Annotated in this window: 11 protein-coding genes; 8 read left to right on the forward strand and 3 right to left on the reverse strand. The window is 70.8% G+C overall.

Annotation, left to right across the window (positions count from 1 at the left end; genetic code table 11):
• Nucleotides 1-23 precede the first annotated feature (23 nt).
• On the reverse strand, nucleotides 24-986 hold the full coding sequence (locus ABZY89_RS16670; RefSeq protein WP_355228927.1) for a 1-phosphofructokinase family hexose kinase: 963 nt from the start codon (nucleotides 984-986) through the stop codon (nucleotides 24-26).
• 246 nt (nucleotides 987-1,232) lie between these two features.
• Here ABZY89_RS16670 and ABZY89_RS16675 point away from each other — a divergent pair, with 246 nt between their 5' ends.
• Nucleotides 1,233-2,444 (forward strand): universal stress protein, encoded by a 1,212-nt coding sequence (locus ABZY89_RS16675; protein WP_355228928.1) that lies wholly within the window; start codon nucleotides 1,233-1,235, stop codon nucleotides 2,442-2,444.
• Between the two features lies 1 nt (nucleotide 2,445).
• Here ABZY89_RS16675 and ABZY89_RS16680 read toward each other — a convergent pair whose 3' ends face one another.
• Together ABZY89_RS16680 and ABZY89_RS16685 are read right to left on the reverse strand one after the other, a co-directional pair.
• Nucleotides 2,446-3,429 (reverse strand): hypothetical protein, encoded by a 984-nt coding sequence (locus ABZY89_RS16680; protein WP_355228930.1) that lies wholly within the window; start codon nucleotides 3,427-3,429, stop codon nucleotides 2,446-2,448.
• A gap of 1 nt (nucleotide 3,430) precedes the next feature.
• The gene (locus ABZY89_RS16685) at nucleotides 3,431-3,952 is read right to left on the reverse strand and encodes a flavodoxin domain-containing protein (RefSeq protein ID WP_355228931.1); all 522 of its coding nucleotides are present in this window, start codon (nucleotides 3,950-3,952) and stop codon (nucleotides 3,431-3,433) included.
• A gap of 155 nt (nucleotides 3,953-4,107) precedes the next feature.
• Between ABZY89_RS16685 and ABZY89_RS16690 the strand changes: the two genes are divergently transcribed.
• The 7 genes from ABZY89_RS16690 to ABZY89_RS16720 all read left to right on the forward strand — a co-directional run bounded on the left by ABZY89_RS16690 (nucleotide 4,108) and on the right by ABZY89_RS16720 (nucleotide 12,199).
• Entirely contained in the window at nucleotides 4,108-4,851 is a 744-nt protein-coding gene (locus ABZY89_RS16690; RefSeq protein ID WP_355228933.1) for a DUF4389 domain-containing protein, read from the forward strand.
• A 103-nt stretch (nucleotides 4,852-4,954) separates the two neighbouring features.
• On the forward strand, nucleotides 4,955-5,626 hold the full coding sequence (locus ABZY89_RS16695; RefSeq protein ID WP_355228935.1) for a response regulator transcription factor: 672 nt from the start codon (nucleotides 4,955-4,957) through the stop codon (nucleotides 5,624-5,626).
• 132 nt (nucleotides 5,627-5,758) lie between these two features.
• Nucleotides 5,759-7,417 (forward strand): GAF domain-containing protein, encoded by a 1,659-nt coding sequence (locus tag ABZY89_RS16700; protein WP_355228937.1) that lies wholly within the window; start codon nucleotides 5,759-5,761, stop codon nucleotides 7,415-7,417.
• A 53-nt stretch (nucleotides 7,418-7,470) separates the two neighbouring features.
• Nucleotides 7,471-9,126: a sulfate permease gene (sulP, locus tag ABZY89_RS16705; protein ID WP_355228939.1), complete on the forward strand. Its 1,656-nt coding sequence runs from the start codon at nucleotides 7,471-7,473 to the stop codon at nucleotides 9,124-9,126.
• 243 nt (nucleotides 9,127-9,369) lie between these two features.
• Complete coding sequence (locus ABZY89_RS16710; RefSeq protein ID WP_355228940.1) at nucleotides 9,370-10,080, forward strand: hypothetical protein; 711 nt, start codon at nucleotides 9,370-9,372, stop codon at nucleotides 10,078-10,080.
• A 129-nt stretch (nucleotides 10,081-10,209) separates the two neighbouring features.
• On the forward strand, nucleotides 10,210-11,157 hold the full coding sequence (locus tag ABZY89_RS16715) for a universal stress protein (RefSeq protein ID WP_355228942.1): 948 nt from the start codon (nucleotides 10,210-10,212) through the stop codon (nucleotides 11,155-11,157).
• 121 nt (nucleotides 11,158-11,278) lie between these two features.
• Nucleotides 11,279-12,199: a universal stress protein gene (locus tag ABZY89_RS16720; protein WP_355228944.1), complete on the forward strand. Its 921-nt coding sequence runs from the start codon at nucleotides 11,279-11,281 to the stop codon at nucleotides 12,197-12,199.
• Nucleotides 12,200-12,242: the final 43 nt, after the last annotated feature.

Genomic DNA, 12,242 nt, shown 5'->3' on the forward strand with positions numbered 1-12,242 from the left:
CGTCCCTGTCGAGGACCGCGTCGTCAGATCGCCTCACCCGACGTCGCCGCCGGTATCGGCGGAAGGTCGCCCGTGAACGCGGCGAGGTCGTCGCCGGAGAACACCGAGGTGCCCGGTGTCGCGATCATGGCCGCGCTGCAGGCGAGCCCGAGCCGGGTTGCCCGGGAGAGCTCCCAGCCGTGCACGAGCCCGGCGACGATCCCTGCGACGAGGGCGTCGCCGGCACCGACGCCGCTGACGACATCGCCTGCGACGGCCGGGAGAAGCTCCGCACCGGCCCCGGTCACCAGGGCGGCTCCCAGATGGCCGCGAGAGAGCACGATCGCGCCCGCATCCGTCGCCAGGAGCAGCTCCCGCGCGCCGGCCAGCTGCTCGTCGAGAGTGTCCAGCCTGCGCCCGAGGTGGTCCCCGAGCTCGCGCACGCTCGGCTTGAGCAGGAAGGCCCCATGCGCGTGCGCGAGGGCACCGCCGGAGGTGTCGAGGACCAGTCGCGCGCCGATGGAGTCGGCCTGGCTCCTCACCCAGGAGACGACGTCGGCGGAGACTCCGGGCGGCAGACTGCCGCTCAGCACGACGTACGCCGCCTGGTGACCCCGTCGGCGTACGACCTCGAAGCAGCGGTGCAGGTCGGGGGCGGAGAGCTCGGTCCCGGGCAGTACGAAGCGGTACTCCAGTCCCGTGCTGAGGTCGGTGACGTGGTGGCTGAGTCGGGTCTCGCCGGCGACCTCGATCGCCTCGAAGGAGAGCTCCTCGGCCTCCAGCAGCTCTGTCAGCGCCTGACCGATGTGACCGGCCACGGGGAAGACCGCCAGTGTCGGAATCCGGAGCACGTGCAGCACCCGGGCAACGTTGATGCCACCGCCGCCGGGGTCGATCCGGGGCGTACTGCCCCGCATCTTGCTTCCTGGGATCAGCCTCGGCACGGAGAAGGAGTCGTCCAGTGCCGGGTTCAGGGTGATCGTCACGACGTCGAAGGAGTCGAGCATCGGAGATTCCCTTCCAGAGCCGTAGGGGTTGCGCTCCCAGGCAACCACCCCCTGCTCGACGGGGCAGGTGGCGGAGGTCCCGGCACGGGTGACCAAGGTCTCGTGAGCCCCGACTCGAGCGGAACAAGACTGAGGACGGAGGCGCCGCACGGGTGTCCGCGAAACCCATGGAGGACAGATGAGCACGGTGATCAAGCGCGCGACCAACCCTTTCGCAGATCTGATGGGCTGGCTGGAGACGGATCGGTGAGCTCTCAGACTTCTTCCGAGGTGGAGCGCCACGCCGGCACGGTGTGGGCGGTGGACGTGTTCCTCGACAGCGAGGACGGCACCGTGCACGCCGAGGCGAAGCTCCACGCCAGCGGCCGAGAGGCGTTGGTCGGCACCGGGGACGCGGGTCTGTGCCCCGGTCAGGACCTGGCCGTGGGGGAGACGCTCGCCACCAGTCGCGCCCTCGAGCAGCTTGCGGTCGGCCTGCTCGGCGACGCACGTCAACTGGTGGAGGGGCCGGGGCCGGAGGCGAGCGAGGAGCCCGAACGACGCATCCGGGCGCGGCGGTCCGTACCGAGGATGCTCGTCGGGGTCGACCGTCCGCTCGGTCTCACCTCAGCCGCCCAGTGGTCGCTGGCGCATGCGGCGGCGAGCGGTCTCGGGATCGAGCTGTGTCACGTCGTCGACGACGCCGGTCCGGCGTGGGAGCGTACGCTACGTGGCTCGGTCTCCGACGCGACGGACGAGATGGCAGACCTGGTCGAGGAGGTACGCCAGGATCACCCGGGCGTGAACGTCGCGTCCTCGGTCCTGGTCGGCTCGGAGAGCGCCCTGCTCGCTCGGTCGCTGGGCAGCGAGATGGTTGTCGTCGGCCGTGCCGATGAGGACAGCGACGACTCCTATGTGGGGGCGACGGCGATCACGATCGCACAGAACGCGTGGGTGCCGGTCGTGGCCGTGCCGTCCGGTTGGTCGCCCCCAGCAGCCGGGAGACCGGTGGTGGTGGCGATCGACGCGCTCGAGCCGCACCTGGAGGCGGTGGAGTTCGCCCTGGCGCACGCGCACGAGCAGGGTCGCCCGCTCGTCGCTGTCTCGGCCTGGCAGCCAGGTGTGGAGCCGGGCACGCGCATGCTCCTCGAGAGCGGGGAGGAGTGGATGGAGCGCGTCGCCGACGGCCAGGATGCGGCGGTGGCCCCGCTGCGGGCGCTCTACCAGGACGTCCCGGTGACACAGCGCACCCCGACCGGCCCTCCGGTGGAGGTCATCCTCGGCTTGGCCGAGAACGCATCGCTGCTGGTGGTCGGCAGACCCGGCCACGGCCGGCACTGGCGGATGCCGCTGGGGTCGGTGAGCCGGCGGTTGCTGCACCGCGCCACCGTCCCGGTGGCTGTCGTCCCGACCGGCTGGCATGCCGCTGACGGGGCCGTGCCTGGCTCTGGCTCGATCGGCGACCTGATCGAGCAGTAGGTCACGAGGACGAGGCGCTCTCGTGGTGGAGGACGTCGTCGAGAGCACGCCGCGGGGTCGGGGGCAGCGGCCGGTGGTGGCGCTGCGGCCAGCCGATGCGTACCAGCACCTGGGGGCAGGAGTTGTCGCCGAGCAGGTCGTGCTGCAGCGTGCGCCGGGTGGAGCCGACCTCGATCGGCTGCGTGTACGGCACCAGGGCCAGCCCTGAGGTGGTGCACGAGAGCCACATCGCGTCGAGTGCCTCCCCGGCGCGCAGCCAGGAGCCCGGATCGTCGGACGCGGTCGCCAGGACGAGCCACTCCTCGGCCGGCACCCCGGCTTCGTCGTGGTCCTCGGCGAGGGTGCCGCTCGGGAATCGGGTGTAGGAGGTCGGATCGGCGTCGGCGGCGAGCAGGCTGGATTGCGGGACGCCCGCGTCGCTGCCTCCGCGAGTCCAGGAGTAGAGCTCGGCCACGTACGCCTCGTCGGTGGTCTGATGGGCGCGAGCGGTCTCCAGGGCGGCCACTACAACCGGACGCAGATGGTCGGGGACCGTGGTCGCCACGACGCCGTAGTCGAGGGCGAGGCCGGCGAGGTGGTCGAGGCGCTGGCGTGGCACCGGCCACGACGAGACCTGGCGCCGGTCGGTCTGCCGCTGCTCGATGGCCGCGAGCATGCCGAGGTCCGCGACGCCGGGGTCCCGGGGCGTGAACGTCACCACGGCGAGCAGATCGGTGCGGCCCCCTTCGGGGGTGCGGTGCACGGTGCATTCCCAGCCCATCCCGGCCGCCGCCACGACGAGCTCGTGCAGCGCGGCGCCGCAGCTCACCACCAGATCGCGCTCGTTCGGGTCGGCGTGGAGGAGCTTGCGGTGCGGGTCGGCTCGCAGCAGCAGCATGGTGTCGCGTACGACCCATGCCCAGGGCTGGGTGTTGTGGACCGATGGTGCGCGGCAGGCCAGCTCCAGGATCGCGTGCAAGGTGGTCTCGTTGGGGAGCCTCGACATCTCAAGCCACCTGCCGCATGAGCTGGTGCCCGAGGTCCGCCGCCCAGTCGCTGGCCCGGGACTCCTCGTCATGGGCGAGGGGTCCGACGGTGGCGGCGACGTAGAAGCTGGTGGCCGGGGGTACGTCGTAGCCCCGGCGGCGCAGCAGATGGGCCACGTGCCGGGCGGCCGAGCCCGGGAGGTGGCGCATCGCTCGCGCCCGGGTGTCGAAGGTGGCGATTCGCACCGACCTCGGTTCCGCGTCGGTCAGTTCCGCGAGCCACTCCCGGACGCCGCGGGCCTCGACCTCGGCCGGAGCGCCCTGGAGGACCGCATCTGCGCGGGTGCTGGGCCTGCTCAGCCCGAGCGCGTGCGTCGGTGCCCCGATCACGACCAGGTCGTGGTCGTGGAGCAGGTCATCGCCGGCGAGCGCCACCGGGATCACCTCGACCTCGACGCCGGCGTCCCGGAGTCCGTTGGCGACCGCGGTGGCGATCGTGGCGGTGTTGCCGAACATCGACTCGTACACGACTGCTGCTCGCATCTGGGTTCACGTCCTTCCTCTGGCGCCGCGCCCACCGCGTCCTGCCAGTGTCACCACCTTCCGACCGCGTGGGTGCACGTCGGGAGTGGCGCACGTCCCCGACCCGAGGACCTTGGTCCGATGCCGCCGGCCCGCAGTGCGCGGAGGGTGGAGGCATGAACACATTCGATTCCCCGGTAGTGCTGGAGGGACGCCTCGACTCCGGGATCAGCCGCGCGCTGTGGCTGGTCAAGTGGCTGTTGCTGATCCCGCACTACGTCATCCTGCTCTTTCTCTGGATCGCCTTCGCCGTACTCACCGTGATCGCCTGGTTCGCCATCCTGTTCACCGGTCGCTACCCGCGGGCGATCTTCGACTTCAATCTCGGCGTGATGCGCTGGACCTGGCGGGTGAACTACTACGGCTACGCCGCGCTCGGCACCGACACCTATCCGCCGTTCACCCTCGAGGACGTGCCCGGCTACCCGGCCCGCCTCCACATCGCCTACCCCGAGCAGCTCTCTCGCGGCCTGGTGCTGGTGAAGTCGTGGTTGCTGGCGATCCCGCACCTGATGGTCCTCGCCTTCTTCCTGGGCAGCGGCCTGTACGCGACCCAGGGGACCGATGCGATCGCCTGGTCCTGGGGGAGCGGGGTCGTCGGACTGCTGGTCCTCTTCGCCGGCGTGGCGATGCTGTTCGGGCGTCGCTACCCACAGGGCATCTTCGACCTCGTCCTCGGTATCGACCGGTGGGCGGTCCGCGTCGCCGCGTACGTCTGCCTGATGACCGACACCTACCCGCCGTTCCGGCTCGACCAGGGTGGGAGCGACCCGGCCGGACTGGTCCCGCCGGCGCCGTCGATGCCGTCGGGTGAGGCGCTGGCGCCCGAGCCGAGCCCCGTCGGAACGGGTCAGCCGTGAGCGCGCGCGACGGACGGACGCGGCTCCGTCTAGGGACCTTGGTCCTCGGCCTGCGGGCACGACGCGCATTGGCAGGGGCCATCCTCGGTCGTAGATTGAGCCGGTGACCGAATCAGCAGCGCTGGAGAGCGCAGCGGAACCCATCCGGGTCTTCCTGCTCGATGACCACGAGGTGATCCGCCGCGGGATCAAGGACCTCCTCGAGGACGAGGACGACATCGTCGTCGTGGGCGAATCCGGGCTCGCCGACGAGGCCCGTCGCCGGATCCCGGCGCTGCGGCCCGACGTCGCGATCCTCGACGGCCGGCTGCCTGACGGCTCCGGCATCGACGTGTGCCGCGACGTCCGCTCGGTCGACCCGAGCATCGCCGCGCTGATCCTGACCTCGTTCGACGACGACGACGCGCTGTTCTCCGCGATCATGGCCGGCGCCTCCGGCTACCTGCTCAAGCAGGTGCGCAGCGCCGACCTCGTCGAGACCGTTCGCCAGGTCGCCGCGGGCAAGTCGATGCTGGACCCCGCGGTCACCGCGCAGGTCCTGGAGCGGATCCGCAGCGGTCCGAAGACCAACTCCGCCTTCGAGCACCTGACCGATCACGAGCGCCGGATCCTGGCGCTCATCGGCGAGGGGCTGACGAACCGTCAGATCGGCAAGGAGATGCACCTCGCGGAGAAGACGGTGAAGAACTATGTCTCGTCCCTTCTCGCCAAGCTGGGCCTGGAGAGCCGCACCCAAGCTGCGATTCTGGTGACCAGGACCTTGCAAGGGGGATAGGTTAGGGGCATACCACTCATCTGATGGGGGGTCGATGTGGGACGCACACCGCCCCGACAACGTCGTGGATCGAGCTCCACGACCGAAGCAGCGACAGTTCACGGTGCACCGTTCGACGAACTGCTGACCGAAGTGCTCGACAGGGTCACCGATGCTCGAGACGAGCAGGTGCGGTGGCGGTTGCTGCTCGATGCCATCGTCACGATGGGCACAGGGCTCTCCATCGACGACCTGCTGGACCGGATCGTCAAAGTGGCCGGGGCACTGGCCGGCGCGAAGTACGCAGCGCTCGGAGTCCTTGCCAGCGCCGGCGATCGCCGGCTGCGCCTGTTCATCACCCAAGGGCTCAGCGTGGACGATCAGATCCTGATCGGCGACCTGCCGAGCGGACACGGTGTGCTCGGCCTGCTGATAGACCACCCCGAGCCACTCCGGCTGCCTGAGATCACCGCACACCAGGCGTCCTACGGATTCCCCGCGAACCATCCGCCGATGCACTCGTTCCTCGGCGTGCCTGTGCGCATCGGGGAGAAGGTGTTCGGCAACCTCTATCTCACCGAGAAGATCGACGGCGACGAGTTCACCGACCAGGACGAGGACATCGTGGTCGCCCTGGCAGCAGCCGCCGGCGTCGCGATCGAGAACGCCCTGCTGGCCGAGGAGGCCGCCCGCCGCAGCCGATGGCTCGACGCCCGCGCCGAGATCACCAGTGCCCTGATGGGCGACATCGACCGCACGAGTGCGCTGCAGTTGGTCGCCGACCGCGCCCGCGAGATCTCCGGTGCCGACGTCTCCTGGGTCGTCACGGGACCCATGGCCGAACGGCTACGGGTGGAGGTGGTCTCAGGGACCGACATCGACCTCGAGGCCCTGAAGAACGCGCCGCTGCGGGAGTCGGTCGCCGGCCAGGCGATCGGCGTCGGCGCGCCGATGATGGTCGAGGACATCGCGACCGCCGCCGGTGGCGGAAGCGCGGCCGCCGTCATCGACCTGAGCGACATCGGGCCTGGGGTGCTCGTGCCGCTGGGACGTACCGACCCCTCCGAGGAGATGAACGCCGTGGGAGTGCTCGCGCTGGCCTGGCGCCGCGAGCACGCCGACCAGGCACAGGACGTGGATCTGGCCGTCGCCAACGCCTTCGCCGAGCAGGTCGCGCTGGCCATCCGGCTTGCGCGGAACCGCGAGGAGCGCCAGCGGCTGGCCGTCTACGACGATCGCGACCGGATCGGTCGCGACCTCCATGACATCGTGATCCAGCGGCTCTTCGTCATCGGCATGCGGCTGCAGGGCGGGCTCAACCTGGCCGAGAGCCCCAAGCTTCGCGCCCGCCTGGACAAGGCTGTGGACGACATCGACGACACCATCCGCGACCTCCGGCGCGCGGTCTTCGAGCTCGGTGCCCCCGAGCACAGCGGCGACATCCAGTCCCAGGTCACCGATGTGGTCAACCGGGCTGCGGAGTCGCTCAAGTTCCGCCCGGCGCTCATCTTCTCGGGTCCGGTCCGGCTCCGGTCGACGCCCGAGGTCACCAAGGACGTCCTCGCCGTCCTCGGCGAGGCGCTGTCGAACACCGTGCGTCACGCGCACGCGAGCGAGGTCGAGGTGTCGCTCTCGGCAGGTGCCGACCTCGTGCTCCGGGTGCGCGACGACGGAGTCGGCGTCCCCGCCGAGGTGGTGGAGAGCGGGTTGGCCAACATGCGCCAACGTGCCGAGATGAGAGGTGGCTGGTGCACCGTGGAGCCGGCCTCGCCGAAGGGCACCGTGGTGGAGTGGTCGGTGCCCCTCGACTAGGGCCTCTGCCCTGACGGCGGCGGGCGGACGGCGACTCGTGGGACAGTGCTGCCATGGACGTACGCCGCGTGATGCCGCCGTGGATCGCCGGCTACCAGCGGCGCTGGCTGTGGCTCGATCTGCTCGCCGGCGTGACGATCACCGCCTACCTCGTGCCCCAGGTGATGGCGTACGCCGAGCTGGCCGGTCTCCCTCCCGAGACCGGGCTGTGGGCGTGCGTCGGTGCGATGGTGGTCTACGGCCTGCTGGGCACCTCCCGGCTGCTCTCGGTCGGTCCGGAGTCGACCACTGCGCTGATGACGGCGGCGGCGATCGGGGCCACCCCGGCCGCGGCCGAGGACCCCGCCTCGTTCGCGGCGACGCTTGCGCTCGTGGTCGCCGCGATCTGCGTGGTGGGCTGGTTCCTAAGGGTCTCGGTGCTGGCCGAGCTCTTCTCGCGGCCGGTGCTGATCGGCTACATGGCGGGGATCGCGGTCCTCATGGTCGTCTCCCAGCTCGACAACCTCACCGGCGTCACGATCACCGGCGACGGGGTGCTGGCCGAGCTGCGCAGCTTCCTCGGCAACCTCGACCAGGTCCATGTCCCCACTCTGCTGCTCGGTGGTGGCGCGGCTGCGGCGATGATCGCCGGCTCCCTGCTCGCCCCGCGGGCCCCGGTCGCGCTGATCGGCATGCTCGCCGCCACCGCGCTGGTGGCACTGCTCGGTGACGGGTACGGACTGCAGCTGGTCGGCGAGATCCCGAGCCGGCCTCCGGCCCCGGGTCTCCCGGTCCTGGAGCCGGGCGCCATCGTCGCGATGCTCGGCCCGGCGCTCGGCGTCGCCTTCGTCGGCTACACGGACAACATCCTCACCGGCCGCGCCTTCGCCCGCGCCGGCGAACATGTCGACGCGCGGCGGGAGCTGCTCGCCCTGGGCGGGGCCAACCTCGGCTCGGCGCTCCTGCACGGATTCCCCGTCAGCAGCAGCGGCAGCAGGACCGCAATCGGCCACGCCGTGGGCGGGCGTACGCAGCTGACCTCGTACGCCGCGGCCGCCACCACGGTGGCTGCGGTGCTGCTCCTTGCGCCGGTCCTGGAGGCGTTCCCCGAGGCCGCGCTCGGCGCTGTGGTGGTCTATGCCGCCACCAAGCTGGTCGAGGTCGGTGAGCTGCGTCGCTTCGCCCGGTTCCGGCGCAGCGAGCTCGTCCTCGCTCTGGTCACGACTGTGGCAGTGCTCGTCGCCGGGGTGATGTGGGGCGTACTGATCGCGGTCGGTCTCTCCGTGCTCGACCTGCTGCGCCGGGTCGCGCACCCGCACGACGCGGTCCTCGGCCACGTACCGGGGCTGGCGGGGATGCACGACGTGGACGACTACCCCGAGGCCGAAGAGGTGCCCGGCCTGCTCGTCTACCGCTACGACTCGCCGCTCTTCTTCGCCAACGCCGAGGACTTCCGCACCCGCGCGCTCGCGGCGGTCGACGCTGCCGAGCAGCCGGTGGAGTGGTTCCTGCTCAACGCCGAGGCGAACACCGAGGTCGACGTCACCGCGGTGGACGCGCTCGAGGCGCTGCGCACCGCGCTGAGCGAGCGAGGCATCGTCTTCGCGATCGCCAGGATCAAGCAGGACCTGCGTGACTCGCTGGCTCCCTCCGGCATCCTGGACCGGATCGGTGAGGAGCGACTCTTCCCGACCCTGCCAACTGCCGTCGGGGCCTACCGGCAGCGGTGAGTGCGGACGAAGGTCCTCGGAACCCGGACCAACGTCCCTGCCCGCTTGCGCTGGCCTCGATGAGAGTGGGAACGGGACGGCCGCATGCGCCGTGCCCGTGAGGAGACGACATGTCCGAGACATCCGGATCCTGGTGGGCATCGACAGGGGAGCGGGTGGCCGGCACGACGGCCTGTTCGAGAAGGCCGGCGTCGACCCGGCCCCGGCCTTCTGAGCTGTCGACGAATGCGCGTCGGTGACCGCATGAGACGTTGGGCGTGGACAGCCGTGGCCGCCATCGTGGCCGGTTGCGGCATGGCCGCACTCATGGCGTGGTCCGTGCCGATGACGCTCGGTTGGTGGGCGGGCGCGAGCTTCATCACCGTTTCGCTGTTGGTGTGCCTGGGACCCGACACGGGCCCGATCCAGTGGAAGGTCGTGCTCGTCAGGAGCCTGCTGTGGCCGACCACGACGCTGGCTGGCGCAGGGCTCATCGTCGCGCTCGGTTGGACGAGTGGTCTGCTGGTGACAGCCGCGGGGCTCGCCGCCGCGTGGGAGATGGGGTGGCTCGGCTGGCCACCGCGCACCGCGCGGCCGGTCAAGCGCCGCCACCGGGTGGGCAGGCGACGCTCGCGCGCAGAGGCGGCGGCGGCAGCGGTAGAAGCAGCGGCAGTGGCAGTGGCGATCAGACCCCACGTGATCGATCCGGTCGAGGCTGTCTTGGCAGTCACCGACGCGCTGACCGACTCGGACCTGTGCATGGCCTGGCGATCCAGCTATGTGGCCCTCGACCGGGCCACGGACCCCGGCGCGAAGCTGCGGGCGGTCGAGATCCGCGAGGTGCTTCTCGAAGAGCTCGGACGGCGCGACGCGCCAGGACTGGAGGCGTGGTTCCGTTCCGGAGCCCGGGCGGCAGGCGGCCCGGACCGCTATCTCCGGGGCGCAGCGCCTCGGCCGTGGGGAGGCGCATGTTGAGGCTCGGGTGCCTGAGGACTTTGTTCCCGACCTGCCGGACCTACGTCCCTGGCACCCTCCGCAACCGACGGGTTTCCCTGAAGGCCCTGGAGCGATCAGCCGATCACCCGACCTCGTGAGGGAGGACATATGACCGCGACCTCGAGTCCTGGCCGGCAGACGGCGGTGGACGAGGAGCCCTCGGGTGCCCCGACCCGCCCGCTGCCACCGCTCGAGCCGAGGGTCGTGGTCGGCGTGGATGGTTCCGAGCCCAACCGCGCCGCGGTGGCGTACGCGATCGCGGAAGCGGCTGCAACTGGGCGACCGCTCGTGCCGATCGGCGCCGTGCGACACCCGGTGCGACATCAGGATGGCGCCGTCGACGGGCGCCGGTGGCCCGTGCTGAAGGAGATCGAGCGTGAGGTCGAAGCCGCACATGCCGGCGTGCGGACGGTGTCGTTGATCGAGTTCGATCACCCGGTGCCAGCTCTGCTCGGGTACTCGGACGTCGAGGATCTGCTGGTTGTCGGCAAACGCGGACTCGGGGGTTCTCATCGGTTCCTGGTCGGGTCGACGGCGATGAGGGTCGCCGGACGGGCCCTCGGGACCGTGGCGGTCGTGCCGCCTGGCTGGAGCCCTGCGGACCACCGAGGAGAACCAGTGGTCGTCGGCGTGGACCCGGACAGTCTCCATGCGCCGGTGCTGCGGGCCGCGCTCGAGCGGGCCTGCCGCGACGGGGTCGAGCTGGTGGTGATGCACTCGGTCAACCTGCGTCCCGTGCTCGTCTGGGACCCGACCGCCAACACACCGCTCGTGCGAGATGGCCAGGAACGCAGCACCGTGGATCTCGAGGCGGCGATCGAACCGCTGCGTGAGGAGTATCCGCAGGTTCAGGTCACGATCGAGCGAGATCGCGGCCACGCCGCCAGCATCGTCTTGGACAGGTCGATCGGCGCTCAGCTGATCGTGCTCGGGCGACGCCACGACGTGCGTGGCACCTGGGGCCTCGGACCGGTCGCGCGCGAGGTGATCCACAACGCAGAGGTGCCTGTCGCCGTGGTGCCCTGCCCGTCCGAGCCGGATGACCGTGAGCGTTGAGCGGGTGCGGTCATGGACCTTCATCCCGACCTCTCCGGACCATGGCCTCTCCGCGCGGCGCATGAGTGAAGGGTTTGCTGGAGAAGTCCGTGAGAGTGAACCGGAGGAGCTGTGCGTTGCGATGACCTATGAGAAGGACCAGGCGAAGGTCGTGGTCGGTGTCGACGGCTCCGAGCGCAACCGGGCCGCGGTCGATTATGCCGTCGCCTCGGCGCTGGCGACGGGCGGGCCGCTGATGCTGGTCGGGGTGGTCGACGTCGGCGTCCCGGATCGACGCGAGGCCGATGCGGACGCGGGTCACGAGTGGGTGCTCCTCGAGGACATCCGCGACCGCGTGGTGGCCGCGCATCCACAGCTGAGCGTGCGTACGCTCGTCCGGTTCGGCCACCCGGTCTCCGCATTGCTGGCCACGGTCGGCGAGCAAGACCTGCTCGTCGTCGGGAAGCGCGGAATGGGTCCCCTACGCAGCGTGCGCATCGGGACCACCGCGCTCCGGCTCGCCGCTCGTGCGTCGTCTCCGCTGGTGGTGGTGCCGCCGGTGTGGAACGACCGGCCCCATCACCCGGGCACCATCGTCGTCGGTGTCGATCCGGCGGCGGACGACGAGGAGTCGCTCCGGCTGGCGTTCCGGGAGGCGATGCGGTCCGAGGCACCGCTGCGCGTCGTGTCCGCAGTCGACCTGCGGCCCATGCTCGTCTGGGACAAGGTCCTCGGCGCGCCCCTCTATCGCCAGTGGGAGCAGCGCAGCGTGGCGGCGTTGGAGGAATTGGTCGGTCCGTTCCGAGACGAGTTTCCAGGGGTGGCGGCCACCGTGGTGCGAGACAACGGCCATGCGGCCGACGTCCTGACCGACCACACAGGCGACCCCGAGCTGATCGTCCTGAGTCGAGATCATCACAACGGTGCCTCGATCGGATTGGGGGCGGTGGCACGGGAGGTGCTCAACAGCGCCGATGTCCCGGTGCTGGTCGTCCCTGTGGCGCGGCTGCAGGGTCGCGGCCGATCCGCACCGATGTCGGACTCGACGGCCGGGGCGGCCTAGAGCCTCCGGCTGCCGGCCCAGGGGGTGGGCCGAAGCCGGGGAA

It is taken from the genome of Nocardioides sp. NPDC006303 (assembly GCF_040613175.1).
Classification (GTDB): domain Bacteria; phylum Actinomycetota; class Actinomycetes; order Propionibacteriales; family Nocardioidaceae; genus Nocardioides.